The sequence below is a fragment of the Variovorax sp. CAN15 genome, assembly GCF_030462475.1.
Classification (GTDB): domain Bacteria; phylum Pseudomonadota; class Gammaproteobacteria; order Burkholderiales; family Burkholderiaceae_C; genus Variovorax.
Genome location: NZ_JASMRZ010000097.1, coordinates 1 through 18376, shown reverse-complemented (window position 1 = coordinate 18376; position 18376 = coordinate 1). Strand labels below are relative to the sequence as shown.

General features: G+C 70.7%; 18 protein-coding genes. 7 read left to right on the top strand and 11 right to left on the bottom strand.

Features of this window, described 5'->3' with window-relative positions:
* Positions 1 to 76: 76 nt before the first annotated feature.
* The 4 genes from QMO14_RS29940 to QMO14_RS29925 all read right to left on the bottom strand — a co-directional run bounded on the left by QMO14_RS29940 (position 77) and on the right by QMO14_RS29925 (position 2679).
* Positions 77 to 622 carry an alcohol dehydrogenase catalytic domain-containing protein gene (locus QMO14_RS29940; RefSeq protein WP_367618181.1) on the bottom strand — a complete coding sequence of 182 codons (546 nt, stop codon included), beginning with the start codon at positions 620 to 622 and terminating at the stop codon, positions 77 to 79.
* Between the two features lie 42 nt (positions 623 to 664).
* Positions 665 to 1384 (bottom strand): acetoacetyl-CoA reductase, encoded by a 720-nt coding sequence (gene phbB, locus QMO14_RS29935; protein WP_301511638.1) that lies wholly within the window; start codon positions 1382 to 1384, stop codon positions 665 to 667.
* Position 1385: 1 nt separating this feature from the next.
* Positions 1386 to 2039, bottom strand: a complete 654-nt coding sequence (locus QMO14_RS29930; RefSeq protein ID WP_301511637.1) for a BON domain-containing protein — start codon at positions 2037 to 2039, stop codon at positions 1386 to 1388.
* Positions 2040 to 2175: 136 nt separating this feature from the next.
* Positions 2176 to 2679 (bottom strand): ornithine carbamoyltransferase, encoded by a 504-nt coding sequence (locus QMO14_RS29925; protein WP_301511636.1) that lies wholly within the window; start codon positions 2677 to 2679, stop codon positions 2176 to 2178.
* 235 nt (positions 2680 to 2914) lie between these two features.
* Between QMO14_RS29925 and QMO14_RS29920 the strand changes: the two genes are divergently transcribed.
* Positions 2915 to 3679, top strand: coding sequence for a Crp/Fnr family transcriptional regulator (locus tag QMO14_RS29920; protein WP_301511635.1), 765 nt, complete (start codon positions 2915 to 2917; stop codon positions 3677 to 3679).
* A gap of 21 nt (positions 3680 to 3700) precedes the next feature.
* Here the strand turns inward: QMO14_RS29920 and QMO14_RS29915 are convergent, their stop codons facing one another.
* The 3 genes from QMO14_RS29915 to QMO14_RS29905 form a co-directional block, all read right to left on the bottom strand.
* The gene (locus tag QMO14_RS29915; protein ID WP_301511634.1) at positions 3701 to 5842 is read right to left on the bottom strand and encodes a PAS domain S-box protein; all 2142 of its coding nucleotides are present in this window, start codon (positions 5840 to 5842) and stop codon (positions 3701 to 3703) included.
* Positions 5835 to 6578 carry a response regulator gene (locus QMO14_RS29910; RefSeq protein ID WP_301511633.1) on the bottom strand — a complete coding sequence of 248 codons (744 nt, stop codon included), beginning with the start codon at positions 6576 to 6578 and terminating at the stop codon, positions 5835 to 5837. The genes QMO14_RS29915 and QMO14_RS29910 overlap by 8 nt, the downstream gene beginning before the upstream one ends.
* A 168-nt stretch (positions 6579 to 6746) precedes the next feature.
* Positions 6747 to 7748 (bottom strand): LuxR C-terminal-related transcriptional regulator, encoded by a 1002-nt coding sequence (locus tag QMO14_RS29905; RefSeq protein WP_301511631.1) that lies wholly within the window; start codon positions 7746 to 7748, stop codon positions 6747 to 6749.
* Positions 7749 to 7901: 153 nt separating this feature from the next.
* On the opposite strand from QMO14_RS29905, the gene QMO14_RS29900 reads away from it, so the two are divergent.
* Positions 7902 to 9884, top strand: coding sequence for a YadA family autotransporter adhesin (locus tag QMO14_RS29900; RefSeq protein ID WP_301511629.1), 1983 nt, complete (start codon positions 7902 to 7904; stop codon positions 9882 to 9884).
* 30 nt (positions 9885 to 9914) lie between these two features.
* Here QMO14_RS29900 and QMO14_RS29895 read toward each other — a convergent pair whose 3' ends face one another.
* A complete protein-coding gene (locus QMO14_RS29895) occupies positions 9915 to 12287 on the bottom strand; it encodes a phosphoketolase (RefSeq protein ID WP_301511627.1) in 2373 nt (790 codons plus the stop codon).
* A 191-nt stretch (positions 12288 to 12478) separates the two neighbouring features.
* Between QMO14_RS29895 and QMO14_RS29890 the strand changes: the two genes are divergently transcribed.
* Both QMO14_RS29890 and QMO14_RS29885 read left to right on the top strand, forming a co-directional pair.
* On the top strand, positions 12479 to 12865 hold the full coding sequence (locus QMO14_RS29890) for a hypothetical protein (protein ID WP_301511626.1): 387 nt from the start codon (positions 12479 to 12481) through the stop codon (positions 12863 to 12865).
* Complete coding sequence (locus tag QMO14_RS29885; protein ID WP_301511625.1) at positions 12862 to 13704, top strand: universal stress protein; 843 nt, start codon at positions 12862 to 12864, stop codon at positions 13702 to 13704. Before QMO14_RS29890 ends, QMO14_RS29885 begins: the two co-directional genes overlap by 4 nt.
* 69 nt (positions 13705 to 13773) lie before the next feature.
* Here the strand turns inward: QMO14_RS29885 and QMO14_RS29880 are convergent, their stop codons facing one another.
* Genes QMO14_RS29880 through QMO14_RS29870 form a run of 3 tightly spaced genes read right to left on the bottom strand, consistent with a single transcriptional unit; the run spans position 13774 to position 15203 of the window.
* Positions 13774 to 14037: a BON domain-containing protein gene (locus tag QMO14_RS29880; RefSeq protein ID WP_301511624.1), complete on the bottom strand. Its 264-nt coding sequence runs from the start codon at positions 14035 to 14037 to the stop codon at positions 13774 to 13776.
* Between the two features lie 31 nt (positions 14038 to 14068).
* On the bottom strand, positions 14069 to 14692 hold the full coding sequence (locus QMO14_RS29875; RefSeq protein WP_301511622.1) for a hypothetical protein: 624 nt from the start codon (positions 14690 to 14692) through the stop codon (positions 14069 to 14071).
* Between the two features lie 49 nt (positions 14693 to 14741).
* On the bottom strand, positions 14742 to 15203 hold the full coding sequence (locus tag QMO14_RS29870) for a universal stress protein (protein ID WP_301511621.1): 462 nt from the start codon (positions 15201 to 15203) through the stop codon (positions 14742 to 14744).
* Positions 15204 to 15415: 212 nt separating this feature from the next.
* Here QMO14_RS29870 and QMO14_RS29865 point away from each other — a divergent pair, with 212 nt between their 5' ends.
* The 3 genes from QMO14_RS29865 to QMO14_RS29855 form a co-directional block, all read left to right on the top strand.
* Positions 15416 to 16705 (top strand): efflux RND transporter periplasmic adaptor subunit, encoded by a 1290-nt coding sequence (locus tag QMO14_RS29865; protein WP_301511620.1) that lies wholly within the window; start codon positions 15416 to 15418, stop codon positions 16703 to 16705.
* Positions 16702 to 17928, top strand: a complete 1227-nt coding sequence (locus tag QMO14_RS29860; RefSeq protein ID WP_301511619.1) for an FtsX-like permease family protein — start codon at positions 16702 to 16704, stop codon at positions 17926 to 17928. Before QMO14_RS29865 ends, QMO14_RS29860 begins: the two co-directional genes overlap by 4 nt.
* Positions 17921 to 18376 (top strand): ABC transporter ATP-binding protein (locus QMO14_RS29855; protein ID WP_301511618.1); only part of this gene is annotated, 456 nt, incomplete at its 3' end. The genes QMO14_RS29860 and QMO14_RS29855, both read left to right, overlap by 8 nt.

Genomic DNA, 18376 nt, shown 5'->3' with positions numbered 1-18376 from the left:
CGAAACGCCTGTGCGCGAGCTGCTGGCCGCGCTCGAGCGAGCCTTCCTCGCCCAAGCCACGGAATCGCTGACGCGGCTAGACGCGCTGTTGCCGCAGATCGACCGGCTGCTGGCCCTTTGCCTCGCAAGCACCGGGTGCGAACCCGCTGTCGGTTTCGGGCATGGAAAGCGGCAGGCAGAACGCCGCCTCGGCGATCACATGGCTCGCGAAGCCGCCGTCGCGGTGATAGCCGGTGAAGCGCGGTGCGTCGCAGAGGTTCTCGCGGCCGTCGGCGCAGAAGGCGCAGCAGCCGCAGCTGTGGCCCAGCCACGGCACGCCCACGCGCTCGCCGGCGCGGTGGCCCTCGACGCCCGCCCCGAGGGCCTCGACCACGCCCACGATCTCGTGCCCCGGCACGATGGGCAGCACGGGCAGCGGCAGCTCGCCGTCGACCACGTGCAGGTCTGTGCGGCAGACCGCGCATGCCAGCACACGCAGCCGCAGCTCGCCCGGGCCGGGCTGCGGAATGCTGCGCCGCTCGGGCTCCAGCGGCAGCAGGGCCGCGTTCAGCACCATGGCGCGCATGGTCGGCGCGAGCCGTTCGGCGCAATCGAAGGAATGTGCCTGGGACGTGGTGTGCATGGCAGGCTCGCCGGAAAGGATGAAGGCAGGGGCGTCGCCGCCTCAGGCCATGTACTTGCCGCCGTTGATCGACAGCGTGATGCCGTTGATGAACGCCGACTCGTCCGCAACGAGGAACACCACGCCGCGCGCGATCTCGGCGGGCGTGGCGAGGCGGCCGGCCGGAATGTCCGACAGGATCCTCGCCATCGCCTCGGGCGCGACCGCCTCCACCATGGGGGTGTCGGTGTAGCCCGGCGCCACCACGTTGGCGGTGATGTTGCGCGAGGCGCCTTCCAGCGCGAGCGACTTGGTGAAGCCCACGAGCCCGGCCTTCGTGGCCGCGTAGTTCACCTGGCCCGCCTGCCCGGACAGGCCGTTGACCGAGCCCATGTTCACGATGCGGCCGAAGCGGCGCTCGCGCATGCCGCCGATGACGGCGCGGCACATGTTGAAGCAGCCGCCCAGGTTCACGTCGAGCACCTCGCGCCACTGCTCGAAACTCATCTTGTGCAGCATCGTGTCGCGCGTGATGCCGGCGTTGTTGACCAGCACGTCGATGGGGCCGAGTTCGGACTCGACCCGTGCCACACCGGCCTGGCAGGCGGCGAAATCCGCCACGTTCCAGCAGAAGGCCGGAATGCCGGTGCGCGCGGCGAAGGCCTGCGCGGCCTGCGCGCGGTTCGCGAAGTTCACCGCCACGCGGTAGCCCGCCGCCTGCAGGGCCTCGGCCGTGGCCGCGCCGATGCCGGAGGTCCCGCCGGTGACGAGCGCGACGCGCATCTCAGGCGTCCACGAGCAGGTCGTTCACCACGACCGTGACGCCCGGCGTGGCCCATGCGGCGCCTTGCACCGCGTCGCGCTCGGTCCAGGAGTGGACGGTGCCGCGCAGCGTGACGTGCGAGCCGTCCACCGAGATGGAGAGCTTGCGGGCCTCGCGGTCGGCCTGGCGCGAGAGCGCCTCGTGGATCTTCTTCTCCACGTCGGCAGGGCTCACCCTGGGCTTGACCTTCACCAGGTTCGACACGCCGGTCACGCCCATCAGGTCGCGCACCGCGACCTCCGCGGCGCTGCGCTGGTAGTCCCACTCGACCTCGCCGTTCAGGGTGACCCAGCCGTTCTCGATCATCGGGCGGATCTTGCCGTCGGGCACGAGCACGTTCCATTCGAGCGCGCGTTCGGCCGCCAGCGCGATGTCGGCGTCGGAGCGCTGGTTGTCGAAGGGCAGCTTCACCGTCAGTTCGACCGCCAGCGCCTTCACGCCGTACACGCGCTGCGCGGCGCGCTCGACCGCGTACTTCTCGGCGTAGCTGGAGAGATGGCCGGTGAGCGTGACCACGCCGTCCTTGACGATCACGCCGATGTCGGAAGACTTGACCTCGGGGGCCCAGTTCAACTCGGCCTGGATGTCGTTGCGCAATTGGGTATCGGTCTTCATGAGTGATTCCTTGCAGTGGATGGATGGAGCCGGTCGTCCTGGCTCAGCCGTGGCGGCCGTGGTGTCCACTGTAGGAAGGGGTGGAGGAGCGCGTATTGCGCTGGATCAAGCGCAGGTGCGGCGGGCGCCGCGGCGTTCAGCCGATGGCTTCCAGCAGCATCGCCTGGAGGACGAAGCGGCGGTTGTCGGCCTGCGGGGTCGTGTCCCCGAGCAATTCGGCGAGCCGGTCGGCGGGATGGTCTTTCATCGCGGCGCCCTCGAAGACCGGAATGCCGGCGTGTTCCGCGATGCGCTGCACGAGCACGGAGTCCAGCCCCTGGCATTCCACGGCTTCGTAGAGCCGGCCGAGCATGCGGGCGGTGTGCTGCACTTCCTGCGGGGAACTCGCCACGGAGAGGCTCGAGCGCATCACGGCCACATGTGCGCCGAGCTCTTCCGCGGCGCGGCGGAACAGCACTTGCGCTTCGTCGGGCGGTGTCTCGCAGAGAAGTCCCAGGTTCTTTCCGCGCAGCAGCGGGCGAGTGGTCCCGCCGAGCGCGGCGCGCTGCAGGATGCGCGCCCGGGACAGCAGGCTGGCCACGCTCAGCGGCGAGAGCTGTGGCTCGACCTCCGGGCTGCGGGCGATGTTGGAAGAGGGCATGGCAAGGGGCATGTATGACTTGCCAAGGTTAGGCATGCGGGCGGCACCGCATTTGATTCAGGTCAAGGCATCGGACCGCTTCGGCGTGACAGAGGTCTCGCCACGTGCCGCTGATACAAGCCGGACACATTGCATTGACCAAGTGTCACTCCGGGACTCGAGCCATTGCTATTGCATTTTCGATGGCTCCCTAGCATCGATTCATCCAAACGCGACAGCCCACCAAGGAGTCTCGATGCTCAACACCACTCCCACGAACACCGCGCAGTTTTCCCCGAACCCGACCCTGCCCGCCGGCGGCCAGGAATGCGCGGGCCGCAACACCATGGACACGCTGAAGCTGCTGGGCGCGCAGCTCAAGCCGCAGCGGCGCGTGGTGCACACGGGCGACACGATCTACCAGGCGGGCGAGCGCTTCGGCAATCTCTACATCCTGAATTCGGGCTTCTTCAAGATCGTGAACCTCTCGGCCGACGGGCGCGAGCAGGTGGTGGGCCTGAAGTTCCGCGGCGACTGGCTGGGCTTCGACGGCATCGCCGGCGGACGCTACGCATGCGACGCCGTGGCCATGGACACCGGCGAGATCTGGGTGGTGCCCTACGAAGTCCTGCTGGCGACCTGTGCCGCGCATCCGGATCTGCTGCAGGTGCTGCATGCCGCGATGAGCCGCGAGATCGCGCACGACAGGGACTCGCTGATGTCCGTGTGCACGCTGCCGGCCGATGCCCGCGTCGCCGATTTCCTGCGCTACTGGGCGCAGACCCTGACCGAGCGCGGGATGCGCGGCGACGAAATCACGCTGCGCATGACGCGCGCCGAGATCGGCAACTACCTGGGCATGACGCTCGAGAGCGTGAGCCGCGCGCTGTCGCGGCTGGCGAGGGACAACGTGATCGGCTTCGCGACCAAGGGGCGCCGCGACGTGCAGATTCCCGACGTGGGCGCGCTGAGCGCCTTCGTGCAGCGCTGCCTCGCGCCCGCGCCGGCCATGCTGCAGTAGGAAGAGCGCCGAGACCGGGCGTCAGATGCGCCCGGCCAGCACCTTCGCCATGGCCCGCGCCAGGTCGGAGCGCGTATACGGCTTGCGCAGCAGCTCCCAGCTTTGCGGCACCTCGCGATCGGCGTCCAGCAGTTCCGAGGAGAACCCCGACATCAGCAGCACCGCCATCCGCGGAAAGCGCTGCTGCACTTCCGCCGCCAGCCGCGTGCCGCGCATGCCCGCGCCCAGCGCGATGTCGCTGAGCAGCAGGTCGAAGGGGCCCGCTCCCGCGTCCAGGACGGACAAGGCCTGGTCGGCGGTGGCGGCCGAGACCACTTCGCAGCCCAGCGCGGCCAGGAAGGCTTCGACCACCTTGCGGACTTCGGAGTCGTCCTCGACCAGCATCACCCGCAGCCCGGAGGGGAGCGCTTCGCTGCCCGGAAGCTCTTCCATGGCGGTGGGCGCGTCAGATTCTTCTTCCATCTCCTCCAGCTGCTGCGGCAGGTAGAGCGTGATCGTGGTGCCCTGGCCCACCTTGCTGTCGATCGACACGGCGCCGCGCGACTGGGTGACGAAGCCGTACACCGTGCTCAGGCCGAGCCCCGTGCCGCGCCCGGCTTCCTTGGTGGTGAAGAAGGGCTCGAAGGCGCGTTCCTTCACGTCGTCGGGCATGCCTGTGCCGCTGTCGGCGATGGAGATCGCGACGAAATGCGTGGTGCCGTTGTTGCCGGGGTTGTTCCGCTCGTTGCGCAGGCCCGTCGGCAGCGCCTCGCAGATCTCGGTGCGAAAGCGAAGCGTGCCGCCCTCGGGCATGGCGTCGCGCGCGTTGATCGCGATGTTGAGCAGCGCCGACTCCAGCTGGCCCGGGTCGGCCATCACCAGCGGGTGGCCGGGCGCGGTGTCGATCTCGATGCGGATGCGCTGGTCCAGCGTCCGGCGCAGCATGTCGGCCAGCGAGTGCAGCAGCGCATGCGTGTCGACGGCAACGGGTTGCAGCACCTGGCGACGCGAAAACGCCAGCAGCTTGCCGGTGAGTTCGGCGCCCCGGCGCGACGCCCGGGCAGCGGCGGCCAGCAGCCGCTGGGCATGGCTGCTGTGCGCCAGCTCCGGCAGTTCCTCCAGGACCTGCAGGTTGCCCTGGATGACGGTCAGCAGGTTGTTGAAGTCGTGCGCGATTCCGCCGGTGAGCTGGCCGACGCTCTCGAGCCGCTGCGCATGGTTGAGCTCCTCTTCCGTCTGCACGCGCTGCAGGCTGGTGGCGAGCAGGCTGGACAGCGACTCGAGAAAGCGCACCTCCTCGTCGCCGAAGCGCTTGGACTCCCTGGAGCGCACCGACAGCATGCCGATCACGCGCCCCCGGTCGGACAGCGGCACGGCGAGCGCGCTGACCAGGCCGGCGTCGATGTAGGCCGCAGGCACGCGAAAGCGCGCCTCGTCGGCGTAGTCGGGCACCACGACGGGCCGGCCCTGCGAGAGGACGAAGCCCGGCGGCGTGTCCGGGCGGTTGGCGACGTGCGCGCCGATCTCCTCGCCCGGCACCAGCCCGACACCGCTGGCCACCCGGAACTCGAGACGGTTGCCATCGAGCAGCCAGACCATCGCCACCTCGACCTCCAGGGCTCGGGTGATGATCTCGGGCACCTGCTGCAGCACCGCCTGCAGGTCACGCGTATCGACCGCCAGCCGCCCGAGTTGGGCCAGGTGCTCGCTGTAGCGGGCGCGCTGCAGCGCCTGCTTGACGCGCGGGTAGGCGCCGATGTCGCGGATGGCGGCCACGACGAAGGGCAGGCCGTGGCTCTGCAGGGGGCTGAGCGCGATCTCGACCATCACCTCGCTGCCGTCCTTGCGCTTGGCCACCAGCTCCATGTGCGTGCCCATGGGGCGAGGGCGGGGCGCGCGGCCATACGCCTCGCGGTAGGAAGCGTGGCGCGGGCGGATGCTGTCGGGCACCAGCGCGTCGACGTTCAGCCCGAGCAGTTCCTCCTCCGCGTAGCCCAGCAGCGCGGCCGCCGAGGGGTTGGCGAGCATGATGCTGCCGGACTGGTCCACGAGCAGCAGCGAATCGGGATAGGCCACGAAGAGCGAGCGGAAGACACTGCCTTCGTCGATGCCCGAGGGCAGGCGCCGGATGGGCGCGCCGGGCGCCTGGGGCAGGACAGGGGGGCTGTCCGAAGGGTCAGCCATGGGAAACCGGCGGCACCAGCATGTAGCCCGCGCCTCGCACCGACCTGATGAGCTGCGGATCGTCCGCGTCCGCCTCGATCTTCTTGCGCAGCCGGCCGACCTGCACGTCGATCGTGCGGTCGAAGGGCGTGGCCTCGCGCCCGCGCGTGTGCTCCAGCAGGAAGTCGCGCGAAAGCACGCGGCCCGGGTGCAGCGTGAAGACGTGCAGCAGGTCGAACTCGCCGCCGGTCAGCACCACGCGCTCGCCCTGCGGGTTGCGAAGGCTGCGCGAGCCCGTGTCCAGTTGCCAGCCTGCGAAGCAAAGCTTGTCGGGGGGCGCCGGCTGTGCCGCAGCCGCAGCCGCAGCCACCGGTGCCGGCGTGGCGGGCGCCAGCCGCCTGAGCACGGCCTTCACGCGGGCCACCAGCTCGCGAAGGTCGAAAGGCTTGGTGACGTAGTCGTCCGCTCCCACTTCCAGGCCCACCACCTTGTCGACCGCGTCGCCGCGCCCGGTGACGATGATGAGGCCGCAGCGCCAGCTCTCGCGCATGCGGCGGGCGATGGTGAATCCGTCTTCGCCGGGCAGTCCGAGGTCGAGCAGGACGAGGTCGACCGGGTCGGTTTCCATCAGCGCCATCAGGGCCCGCCCCTCGTGCACCTGGCTGACGCGGAAGCCGTGTCCCTGCAGGTAGCCGGCCAGCAGCTCGGTGATGTCGGGTTCGTCGTCGAGAACCGCGATGTGGGGATTGTTTTTCATGCGCTGACGAGGAAATACGGCACGAATTTCCTGGATGTTCCGGTCTGAGCTGAGCGTAGCACGCACTCTGTGCCGAGGCATCCCATACCTGGGTACCTTCGGCGGTGCCCGCGGGCCGCGTGCGCCGCGGTATCCGCCGCGTCTTCAGGCCCGCGCGGGCCTCTCGCCTCAGAGGCCCAGCCAGGCCCGAAGCGCGGCCCGGCTGCCCACGCCCGCGCGGCCGTAGGCATTGCGCAGGTGCACCCGCACCGTGCCAGGAGACAGGCCGAGCCGGAGTCCGATGTCCTTGCCGGAATGCCCCATGCAGTAGAGCCGGGCGATCTCGGACTGCCTCGGGGTCAGCGCCGCGATGCCCTCGCGCACCGGGCTGCGGCGCAGGGCGACGCGCAGGCCGCTTTCGTCCTGGGAGGCATCGATCGACCATCCGGCGGCCTCCAGTTGCCGCACTGCCGCCCGATGGCCGGACAGCCAGGCCTGCGGCAGGCGCGGAGAGGTCGCGCCCGCGAGGGCCGACAGCGCCGGCCACGCGGCACAGAAGGCGCGGTTGGCGAACAGCACCCAGCCGTCCGCGTCGGTGAGGGCCAGCGGCTGCGCTTCCTCGTCCAGGCCCTGCCGGGCATGCGCGTACAGGCGGTTGACCAGCAGCGATTCGCGGATCTGCGGCGCAAGCGCTGTCAGCGCGCGCGCGTCGCGCTCGGTGTGCGCAGGCGAGCCGGGCCCGCGGTTGAGATACAGGTGCACGAAAGTCTCGCTCCCCTCGAAGGGAATCGCCACGCCCATCTGGTGGACGATGCCGTGGCTCGAGAGGAACTCGCGCCAGGCGGGCGGCGTCCGCTTCCAGCGCGGATCGTCGTCGTTGGCGAACGCGGCCTGCTCGGGCTGCGCGCGCATGGCGAAGGTGATGAAGTCGAGCTCGGCGCCGTTGATGCGGTTCCACTGTTCGCTCATCGCGGCCAGGTCGTAGCCGATGCCTACCGAAGAAACGAAGCTGCGCGGATGCCAGGTATTGATGGCGCCGTGGTCGGCGCGGAACTCGTCCAGCAGGCGGCGCAGCAGCTCGTGCTGGAAGCGTTCGCTGCCGGTGGTGCGGGCCAGGCGCAGCAGCGACAGCGGCTCGGCTGTACGGGTGGGGTGGGCGTCGGGATCGGAGGGTGGTGTCCGTGAGGGCATGGCACGCGGGTCGCGATCGGGGAGGGGCGGGCCGGGCGGGAGGCACGGCCGGGGCGCCGCAGGCTACCACAAAGCATGGTACGGGCCGGGCACGCCGCGCGGGCAGCATCGCCCGGGCGGCTTCCAGAGCCGCGCGAGCGAGGAGAACAGACCATGAAACGCCAACCATCACCGCGCCTGAGGCCTGCCGCGCAGCTGCTGTGCGCCCTGAGCCTTTGCACCGTGCCCGCCGTGCAGGCCCAGGTGCTCAACCCCAACGTGTGTCCGGGCGGCACGCTCTACGGCAGCCGCGACGACGGCGCGTATTCCGGCTTCAGCAGCGCGCCCAATGTGGTGCAGGCCGACTGCCACAGCAACATTGCCGGCGGCCCCGAGTCCCAGGCCGGCATCGACCTGTCCACGGGCAACATCGCCATCGGGCGCTCGACCACGGCTTACGGGGGCAATGCGTCGGCCTATGGCATTCGTGCCCAGGCGGGCGGCAACGGCGCGACCGCCATGGGCCTGAGCAGCAACGCGAGCGCGAGCTCGGCCACCGCGATCGGCTCGTTCACCGAGGCCAGCGCGGGCTCGGCGCTGGCGGTGGGCAACGTGGCCAAGGCCAGTGGCGAATCCTCGGTGGCCATGGGTTATCGCAGCGCGGCCTCGGCCGTGGAGGCGGTGTCCATCGGCGCGGACAGCGCGGCCAGCGGGGACCGCGCTGTCGCGGTAGGCAGCGACAGCCAGGCGATCGGCCCGCGCGCCAGTGCCCTGGGCGTCAACAGCAAGGCTCGCGCCGAGCGCAGCCTCGCTGCCGGGGCCGACAGCGACGCCAGCGGATACGGCAGTGCCGCGCTGGGTTCGGCGGCGCGCGCGTCCGGCGACGGCACCATGGCGCTGGGCTACGCCAGTCTCGCCAATGCCGATGCAGCACTTGCGATGGGCCGCAATGCATGGGCCAGTGGCCTGCGCTCCATGGCCCTGGGCGCGCTGAGCACCGCCAGCGGCGAGAACTCGGTGGCCATCGGCGCCCAGAGCAGCGACGGCGGCCGCGCCAACGTGGTGTCCTTCGGCTCCAMGGGCAACCAGCGCACGCTGACCAACGTCGCGGACGTCGAGGCCAGCGGCCAGGTCAATGCCGGCACGCTGTCCGTCGGCGGCGGCGCGGTGGTGGGCGGCCGGCTGGTCACGCAGGGCGGCATCGACAACCGGGGCACGGGCATCGTCAACGCGGGGCGCATCAGCGGAGTCGTCGCCGGTGATGTCAGCGCCACATCGAGCGACGCGGTCAACGGGGCGCAGCTGTACGGCGTGCGCACCACGGCCGAGCAGGCCCTGACCCTGGCGACCAACCAGGGCGCACAGGTGATCGACATGACCCAGCAGTTGCAGACCCACACGACGCAGATCCAGGAGCAGTCGGTGCAGCTGCAGGCGGTGGTGAACGGCCAGTTGGGCGTTTGCACCGTGAACGGCGGGGCGCTGCGCTGCTCGGTGCCCGGGCAGGCTGCGGCCAGCGCCAGCGGCATGGGGGCCGTCGCAGTGGGCATCGGCGCCTCGGCGCAGGGCGATGGCGCCCAGGCCATCGGCCGCGATGCGCAGGCGCTCCACGCGGGCTCGCTGGCGATCGGCGACGGTGCGCGGGCCCTGGCCGACCCGACCACGGCCATCGGCGCGGCCTCGCTGGCCAGCGGAGTCAATGCCGTGGCGCTGGGCGCGAACGCCCGGGCCGTGGCGCCGGAGTCGGTCGCGCTGGGGCAGGGCTCGGTGGCGGACCGTCCTTCCACGGTGAGCGTGGGCAGCGCGGCAGCGCCTCGCCAGATCGTCAACGTCGCACCCGGCACGCTGCCTACCGACGCGGTCAACCTCTCGCAGTTGGAGCGCACGAGTGCGCAGTTCGGCGCCCAGGTGCAGGCGGTGCGCGAGTTCGCGGCGCGCGGCGTCGCCCAGGCCATGGCCATGCCGTCGGTGCCGATGCTGCAGGCCGGCCGCCGCTGGTTCGGTGCCGCGGCGGCCCACTATGCGGGCCAGAGCGCGCTGGGTGTGGGCTTTGCCTACCAACTGGACGACCACTGGCAGATGGGCGGCGGACTCTCCGTCGCCGCCGGCTCCGGCGCGCAGGTCGGCGCAAGGGTGCAGGCCGGCTACCAGTGGTAGCCGGCGGGCGGGGGGCGTGCGGTACCGGGGCTACCTGCTCCAGCGCCACTCCTCAATCTCCGGCATGTCCTTTCCGTGGCGGGTGATGTAGGCCCTGTGCTCCAGCAGCCTGTCGCGCAGGTGCTGCTGCACGTGGCCGGCGCTGTCGCACAGGCCCGGTACGCGGGCGATCGCGTCGGCGGCGAGGTGGAAGCGGTCCAGCCGGTTGAGCACCGTCATGTCGAAGGGCGTGGTGGTGGTGCCTTCCTCGCAGTAGCCGTGCACGTGGAAGCCGGGATGGTTGCGCCGCTTGTAGATCAGCCGGTGGATCAACGCCGGATATCCGTGGAACGCGAAGATCACGGGCCTGTCGATGGTGAAGATGGCGTCGAAGTCCGCATCGGGCAGCCCGTGCGGGTGAGCGTCCGGAGACTGCAGCGCCATCAGGTCGACCACGTTCACCACGCGCACCTTCATCTGCGGCAGTTTCTCGCGCAGCAGGTCGACCGCCGCCATCGTCTCCAGCGTCGGCACGTCGCCGGCGCAGGCCATCACCACGTCGGGCGCACCGCCTTCGTCGTTGCTCGCCCATTCCCAGATGCCCAGGCCGGTGGTGCAGTGGCGGGCGGCCGACTCGATGTCCAGCCACTGGGGCGCGGGCTGCTTGCCGGCCACGATGACGTTCACGTAGTCGCGGCTGCGCAGGCAGTGGTCGACCACCGACAGCAGCGTGTTGGCGTCCGGCGGCAGGTAAACGCGCACCACCTCCGCCTTCTTGCTCGCGACGTGGTCGAGGAAGCCCGGGTCCTGGTGGCTGAAGCCGTTGTGGTCCTGGCGCCAGACGTGGCTGGTGAGCAGGTAGTTCAGCGACGCGATCGGCCGGCGCCAGCCGATGCCGCGCGTCACCTTGAGCCACTTGGCGTGCTGGTTGAACATCGAGTCGACGATGTGGATGAAGGCCTCGTAGCACGAGAAGAAGCCGTGCCGCCCCGTCAGCAGGTAGCCCTCGAGCCAGCCCTGGCAAAGGTGCTCGCTCAGCACCTCCATCACGCGGCCGTCGGGCGAGAGGTTCTCGTCGCCCGGCCACACCTGCGCGGCCGTGGTCCGCCCGGTCACCTCGAACAGGGCCGAGAGCCGGTTCGAGGCGGTCTCGTCCGGCCCCATCACGCGGAAGTTGCGCTCCCGTTCGCTGGCGCGCATGACCTCGCGCAGGAAGGCGCCCGCGACGCGCGTGGCCTCGGCGTCGGTCGCGCCCGGCGCCGCCACGGGCACCGCGTGCGCGCGAAAGGGCGGCAGCGCCAGGTCCCTGAGCAGCAGTCCGCCGTTGGCGTGCGGATTGGCGCTCATGCGGCGATCGCCCCTGGGCGCGATCGCGGCGATCTCGGGGCGGAGCGCGCCGTCCGCATCGAAGAGCTCTTCCGGGCGATAGCTGCGCAGCCACCGCTCCAGCAGTTCGACGTGCACCGGCTTCGTGGAGAAATCGGCCAGCGGCACCTGGTGCGCGCGGAAAGTGCCCTCGATCTGCACGCCGTCCACCTGGCGCGGTCCGGTCCAGCCCTTGGGGGAGCGCAGCACGATCATCGACCACCGGGGGCGCACGCGGAAGCCGTTGGCACGGGCATCGGCCTGAATGGCGCGGATGCCATCCAGCGCCGTGTCCAGCGCTGCCGCCATCTGCCTGTGCATGTCGGCGGGCTCGTCGCCCACCACGAAGTAGGGTTCGTGGCCGTAGCCGCGCAGCAGTTGTGTCAGCTCGTCCTCGCCAATGCGCGCCAGCACGGTCGGGCCGGCGATCTTGTAGCCGTTGAGATGCAGCACCGGCAGCACCGCGCCGTCGCGCTCGGGGTTCAGGAACTTGTTGGAGTGCCAGCTCGCCGCCAGTGCGCCGGTCTCGGCCTCGCCGTCGCCCACCACGCAGCAGGCGAGCAGCGACGGGTTGTCGAACACTGCGCCGTATGCATGCAGCAGTGAATAGCCCAGCTCGCCGCCTTCGTGGATGGAGCCCGGCGTCTCGGGCGCCGCGTGGCTCGGAATGCCGCCCGGAAAGGAGAACTGGGTGAACAGCCGCCGCAGGCCCGCGGCGTCCCGCCCCACCTCCGGATAGACCTCGCTGTAGCTGCCTTCGAGCCATGTGTTGGCGACCACGCCCGGGCCGCCGTGGCCGGGGCCCGCGATGAAGATCGCGTCGAGGTCCCGCGCGTTGATGGCGCGGTTCATGTGCGCGTAGACGAAGTTGAGGCCCGGCGTCGTGCCCCAGTGCCCCAGCAGGCGCGGCTTGATGTGCTGGAGCGCGAGCTTCTCGCGCAGCAGCGGGTTGTCCATCAGGTAGATCTGGCCCACCGACAGGTAGTTGGCGGCGCGCCACCAGGCGTCGAGCAGCGCGAAGTCGTCCGGAGCCGCCGGTTCGGGGGAAGAAGAGGGCATGTCGAAGTTCCCGGGGGGATGGATCGACGCTCCAGTATGGGCACATGGGCGCGCATCGGGTTGATGTCGGTCAAACCCGTAACAACCGATACAGGAAGCGCGGCTTTGTGTTGCCTTGATCCCGCGCAAACCCGGCAAGGCCGTGCCGCGCCAGCATTCGTGCAAGGCCCTTCGGGCCAGGAGAACACGCCATGAGCACCGACTTCACCTTCCCGCTGGCACTGTGCAAGGCCCAGTACGGCATCTGGCTGCACGCCATTTCGATGTTCGAGACGATCGGATCGCGGGCGCTGCAGGACTGCATCGCGCTGACCCGCGCCGAGACGGATGCGGTCATGCGCGCCGAGGACTGGCCCGCGCTGGCCATGGCGCCGATGCGGGTGCTGCGGCCTCGGGAGCCGGATCGACCTGCGCATGTGCCCGCGGCGGCCGCCCAACAGGCCGCGCCGGCCCAGCCTTCGCGAAAGGCCGTGGTGAGCGAAGCACTGCGCACGCTGCACGGTGCCCTGGCGTCCGCGCCTTCCGCGCACCGGGTGAACGCAGGCCGCAAGGCCGCCACGGCAAGGCGGCGGGCATGACGCTTTCGACCATCTCGGTGCACCTCGACCACACCGAGTGCTGCGAGGTCCGCACGCGCCTGGCGGCACGGCTCGCGAGGCTGCACGGCAGCCATCTGATGGGCATCGTGCCCACCTGGGCCCCGGCCGGAACAGGTCCGGCGCCGCGTGGTTCAGGAGATCTGGACCGCACGATCGTCGAGGCCTCGCTGTACTTGCGCAGGAGGGCCGAAACCGTCGCCCATGTGTTCCACAGCCGGATACGGCCTGCTGCGTCCTCCAGCGATGCACGGCTTGTGGACGGCGATCCGGTGCAGGCCGTGGTCCACCACGGCCGGGCCAGCGACCTGATCGTCGTCGGGCAGGCCGACGAGGCCGCGGCAGTGTGCGAAGCGGCGAACCGGCTGCCCGAGGACGTCATGCTGAACGCGGGGCGGCCGGTTCTCATCGTTCCGAGTGCGGTGCGTCTCGCTTCTGCGAGCCTCGACAGGATCCTCGTGGCCTGGGACGGCAGTAGGGAAGCGGCCATGTCGCTGCGCGGCGCGATGCCGCTGCTGCGCGTTGCCACGCATGTCACGCTGCTGTCCTTGCGCAGGGAGCCGGCCGCAGCCTCGCCGTCGGCGCCCGACCCCGAGGACCTGAGCGGCTGGCTGCTGCGCCACGGCGTCCAGGCCAGTGTCGAGCGCCTGGCGACGCCGCTGCGCATCCCCAACGCGCTGCTCGACCGCGCCGAGGTGCTCGCCAGCGATCTGATCGTGATGGGAGGCTACGGCCATGCCCGCGTGCAGCAGCAGTTGCTGGGCGGCGTGACCCGCGAAGTGCTGATGCGCTCGGGCGTTCCCCTGCTGATGGCGCACTGACGGCACCTTGCCTCGCAGAGTCGGCGGCACGAGGCACAGCCTTTGCCGCTGCCTGCAGCCGCTGCGGACTCAGGTCGGATACGCGCCGGCCGGGCCGGACTCCGGCGCCGTCTGCCTCGGCGGCAGCACGACGAGCCTGTTCAGCAGCGTCGTCAGTCCTTCGGTGCGGCGCGCGGCCCGCTCCACGGCGGCGCGCCGGGCCTCGTCGGCCACCTGGCCGCGCAGGGTCACGACGCCGTCCTTGACGCACACGTCGACGTCGCAGCCATTGACGGCGGGGTCCCAGTTGAGTTGGGCGAAGACGTCGTGCCTGAGTTGGATGTCGGGATTCATGGTCGTTCTCTCCGGCGATCTGGCACGGGCGTCACTTTCCTTCGGTGCCCGTGGGACGGGCCTTGCGCTTCGCCGCTTCGAGCGTGCGCGCCGAGGCGTCGGCGACAGCCTTGGCGGCCGAGCGCATGGCTTCTTCAGCCTTGTCGAGCGCCTCGCGCGTGGCCTGTGCTGCCTTCTCGGCTTCTTCCTTGCCGGCCTGCGCGGACCGGTTCACCGATTCCTCCGCCCGGGCGAGGGCTTCCCTCGATGCCTGGGCGGCCTTGCCGCTTTCTTCCTGGGCCGCACGCGCGGCGTCCTTGCCTTCGTCGACCGCCTTGGCCGCCGATGCCGCGGTCTTTTCTTCCAGGCGCGTTGCCGCTTCGGCCGCCTTTCGCGCGGCCTGGCGGATGCCTTCGGCCAGGGCCTTCGACACCTTGCCGGCGGTGGCCTTGCTCTTGTCGGCGGCGGACCTGGCGGCATTCATTGCCTGGCGGGCAGCCTTTTCCGCGTCGCGTGCGGCCCGGCCGGCTTCCGCGCGCGTCGCGTCACCCGCTTTCTGCATCGCGCTCTCCGGTGGACTGAGCTGCCCGGGCGCTGTGTAGTCGGCGGCGAATGCGCAGGCGCCGGCGGCGAGGGCCGCGGACGCCAGCAGGTTGCGCAGTGTGTCTGAGGTCATGCTTCTTCCTGTGGGTTGTTGTCGTGGTGGTGTGTTTGGCGATGTGCCTTCAGCCTGGCGTCGTCTTCGCGCGCACCAGCAACACGGGCACGGGACTGCTTCGCGCCACGCGGTCGGCGTCGCTGCCGAGCGCCAGCCGGCTCAGGCCGCGGCGGCCGTGGGTGCCCATCACGATCAGGTCGCACTCAGCCTTCGCGGCCTCTTCGGTCACGACCTCGGCGATGCGCTCCTGCGTGACTTCGCGCAGCACCGTCTCGGCCTCGACCCCGGCGGCCGTCGCCCTGGCCTGGGCGCGCGCGAGGACCGATTCGCCGTATTCGCGCGCCTTCTGCAGGCCGGCCTCGAAGCTGGAGATGCTCGACATCTCCATCAGCATCGGAAAGTCGTCGACCACGTGGAGCAGGCGCAGCCTGCTTCCGAGTTCGCCGGCCAGGCGGATGGCTTCCTGCAGGCCGCAGTCGGCCGTGGGGCTGCCATCCAGCGGAACCAGCACGTGCTTGTAGACGGACATGGGTTTCTCCTCGGGCCGCTTTCAACGGATGCCTGCCGCCGGCCCCGGCGCGACGGGCAGGCAGATTCTTCCGCCGGCCGGCGCAGCGGGGCTTGCGCCACATCAACATCGTTCCCGGATCGCCGGGGCCTTGATGTGTGTCAAGCCGCGCGGCGCCGGTGCGTGGAGACTGCAGCCGACCCGATACCTGCCGAGCACGAATGGACGCGCCCATGTCTTCCCGAATCGAATCGCCGCGCCCCGCGTGGGTCGCCCGGCTGTGGAAGACCGCGAGGCCCCGCATCCCGATCGCGTTCGTCGCCATGGGCGTGATCGCGGCCGGTGCGTGGCTGGGCTCGCGGTTTCTACTGGGGCCGGGCGTCGACGCGACGATGGTGGTTCGGCGCGACTTCGTGCAGTCGGTGGTCGCCAGCGGCCACGTGGAGGCGCCGCATCGCGTGAACATCGGCGTGCAGGTCACCGGCGTCGTCAAGAACGTGCCAGTGGCCGAGGGCCAGCAAGTGCGCGCGGGGCAGGTGCTGATCGAGCTCGAGAGCGCGGAATGGTCGGCCGCGCTCGCGCAGGCCGATGCGGCCGTGTCGCAGGCGAGGGCGAGGCTGCGGCAGTTGCGCGAGGTGCAGGCGCCGGTGGCGGCGCAGGCCGTGCGCCAGGCCGAGGTCAACCTGGACAACGCGCGTGCGCAGCTGCGCCGCAACACGGACCTGTTCCGCCAGGGCTTCGTCGGGCAGGCGGCGCTGGACGATCTGCGCAAAGTGGTGGACCTCGCCGAATCGCAGCTCCGCGCGAGCCGCAGGCAGCTCGAGAGCGCGAGCGACGGCGGCAGCGACCACGCGGTGGCCGAGACCGCGCTGGCGCAGGCGGTGGCGGGCGCGGCCGTGGCGCGCTCCCGCCTGGTCTATGCGACCGTCGCCGCGCCGGTGGAGGGCACGCTGATCGACCGCGCGGTGGAGCCCGGCGACGTGGTGCAGCCCGGCAAGGCGCTGATGGTGCTGTCGCCGGCCGGCAAGACGCAGCTGGTGGTGCAGATCGACGAGAAGAACCTCCAGATGCTCGCGCCGGGCCAGAAGGCCATCGCCTCGGCCGACGCCTATCCCGGCGAGCGGATGAGCGCCGAGCTGGTCTACATCAACCCGGGGGTGGACGTGCAGCGCGGCTCGGTCGAGGTCAAGCTCGACGTCGCGCAGCCGCCGGCCTACCTGCGCCAGGACATGACCGTGTCGGTCGACATCCAGGTCGCGCAGCGGCCGCAGGCGGTGCTGGTGGTGTCCGATGCGCTGCGAGACGCGGACCTTGCCAATGCCTGGGTCCTGAAGGTCGATGGCCGCCGTGCGCGGCGCCAGCCGGTGCACCTGGGGCTTCGCGGCAACGGCTTCGCCGAGGTGCTCGACGGGCTGCGGCCGGGCGACCTGGTACTGCCGGCGAAGACGCCCGGCATCGGGGACGGCTCCCGCCTGCGCGCCACGGCCGTCCTGCCTCCGGATGCCCGCGTGCCGTCGCCATGAAGAGCCGCTGGCTGCCCTTCGAATGGATCGTCGCGCTTCGCTTCCTGCGGGAAGGGCGGATGCAGACACTGTTCATCGTTGCGGGCATAGCGATCGGGGTGGCGGTGATCGTATTCATGTCGGCGCTGCTCACCGGGCTGCAGTCCAACTTCATCCGCCGCGTGCTTACCGCGCAGTCGCACATCCAACTGCTGCCGCTCAAGGAGGTGGCGCGTCCGCTCGGCGCCGGAGATGCGCTGGAGGAGGCCGTGGTGCAGGCGCCGCTGCAAAGGCTCAAGTCGATCGACCAGTGGCAGTCGGTTGCGGCGCAGGTCCGCGCCATGCCGGACGTGGAGGTGGTGTCGCCCACGGCGAGCGGCTCCGCGCTCGCGATCCGCGGCGAGGCGAGCCGTGCGGTCTCGGTCAACGGCATCGATCCGGCGCAGTACTTCCTCATCGTGGCGCTGCCCGAGAAGATGACGCGCGGCAGCACGCGCCTCACGCCGGGCGACATCCTGATCGGCACCGACCTGGCGAGCGACCTGGGCGTTGGCGTCGGCGACAAGCTGCGGGTCTCGTCGGCCAGCGGCGGCGACCAGACGCTCATGGTGACCGGCCTGTTCGACCTGGGCAGCAAGCCCGTCAACCAGCGCACCACCTTCGTGGCGCTGCGCACGGCGCAGAGCCTGCTGGGCCTCGTGGGCGGCGTTTCCAGCCTCGAGGTGAAGGTCAAGGACATCTACGCCGCCGACACCATCGCGCAGCGCATCACCGCGGCCACCGGCGTGGAGGCCGACAGCTGGATCGCCACCAACGCGCAGTTCTTCACCGCGGTGCAGGCGCAGAAGACCTCGAACACCGCCATCCGCTTCTTCGTCGGCCTGTCGGTGGCCTTCGGCATCGCCAGCGTGCTGGTGGTGTCGGTCGTGCAGAAGTCGCGCGAGATCGGCATCCTGCGCGCGATGGGCATCTCCCGCGGCCAGGTGCTGCGAGTCTTCCTGCTGCAGGGCGGGCTGCTGGGGCTGCTCGGGTCCATGGGCGGGGCGGGCATCGGCCTGGTGGCGCTGCTGCTGTGGCAGCGCTATGCGCTCAACCCCGACGGCACGCCGCTCTTTCCGCTGGCCATCGAGCCGGGCCTGTTCGTGGCGTCGCTGCTGCTGGCCACGCTGACCGGGCTGGTGGCGGCGTTCGCGCCGGCGCTGCGAGCGGCGCGGCTCGACCCCGTGGTGGCGATCCGTGGCTGAGCCTGTCGTCAGCCTTCGCGACGTGCGCAAGGCCTTCAACCTCGGATTGCCGAACGAGACGCAGGTGCTGCACGGCATCGACCTCACGCTGGCGCGCGGCGAGTTCTGCGCCGTCATGGGGCCGTCGGGTTCGGGCAAGAGCACGCTGCTGAACATCGTCGGGCTGCTCGACCGGCCCACCAGCGGCTCGCTGCGCATCTGCGGCGAGGAAACCCGCCTGCTCGACGAGCGCGCGCTCACGCGGCTGCGCGGGCACGACATCGGCTTCATCTTCCAGTACCACAACCTGCTTGCCGGCTTCACCGCGCTGGAGAACGTGGCGATGCCCATGCTCGGCGATGCAGGCTTCTTCAGGGACGACATGGAGCGGCGTGCGGCCGCGCTGCTGGAGAGCGTGGGCCTGGCGAAGTGGCGCGACAGCATGGTCACCCAGCTCAGCGGCGGCCAG

Excerpts from the sequence above, each read along its gene's own strand:
- QMO14_RS29940 (WP_367618181.1), bottom strand. The coding sequence starts at position 622 with ATGCACACCACGTCCCAGGCACATTCCTTCGATTGCGCCGAACGGCTC.
- phbB (WP_301511638.1), bottom strand. The coding sequence starts at position 1,384 with ATGCGCGTCGCGCTCGTCACCGGCGGGACCTCCGGCATCGGCGCGGCC.
- QMO14_RS29930 (WP_301511637.1), bottom strand. The coding sequence starts at position 2,039 with ATGAAGACCGATACCCAATTGCGCAACGACATCCAGGCCGAGTTGAAC.
- QMO14_RS29925 (WP_301511636.1), bottom strand. The coding sequence starts at position 2,679 with ATGCCCTCTTCCAACATCGCCCGCAGCCCGGAGGTCGAGCCACAGCTC.
- QMO14_RS29920 (WP_301511635.1), top strand. The coding sequence starts at position 2,915 with ATGCTCAACACCACTCCCACGAACACCGCGCAGTTTTCCCCGAACCCG.
- QMO14_RS29915 (WP_301511634.1), bottom strand. The coding sequence starts at position 5,842 with ATGGCTGACCCTTCGGACAGCCCCCCTGTCCTGCCCCAGGCGCCCGGC.
- QMO14_RS29910 (WP_301511633.1), bottom strand. The coding sequence starts at position 6,578 with ATGAAAAACAATCCCCACATCGCGGTTCTCGACGACGAACCCGACATC.
- QMO14_RS29905 (WP_301511631.1), bottom strand. The coding sequence starts at position 7,748 with ATGCCCTCACGGACACCACCCTCCGATCCCGACGCCCACCCCACCCGT.
- QMO14_RS29895 (WP_301511627.1), bottom strand. The coding sequence starts at position 12,287 with ATGCCCTCTTCTTCCCCCGAACCGGCGGCTCCGGACGACTTCGCGCTG.
- QMO14_RS29890 (WP_301511626.1), top strand. The coding sequence starts at position 12,479 with ATGAGCACCGACTTCACCTTCCCGCTGGCACTGTGCAAGGCCCAGTAC.
- QMO14_RS29885 (WP_301511625.1), top strand. The coding sequence starts at position 12,862 with ATGACGCTTTCGACCATCTCGGTGCACCTCGACCACACCGAGTGCTGC.
- QMO14_RS29880 (WP_301511624.1), bottom strand. The coding sequence starts at position 14,037 with ATGAATCCCGACATCCAACTCAGGCACGACGTCTTCGCCCAACTCAAC.
- QMO14_RS29875 (WP_301511622.1), bottom strand. The coding sequence starts at position 14,692 with ATGACCTCAGACACACTGCGCAACCTGCTGGCGTCCGCGGCCCTCGCC.
- QMO14_RS29870 (WP_301511621.1), bottom strand. The coding sequence starts at position 15,203 with ATGTCCGTCTACAAGCACGTGCTGGTTCCGCTGGATGGCAGCCCCACG.
- QMO14_RS29865 (WP_301511620.1), top strand. The coding sequence starts at position 15,416 with ATGTCTTCCCGAATCGAATCGCCGCGCCCCGCGTGGGTCGCCCGGCTG.
- QMO14_RS29860 (WP_301511619.1), top strand. The coding sequence starts at position 16,702 with ATGAAGAGCCGCTGGCTGCCCTTCGAATGGATCGTCGCGCTTCGCTTC.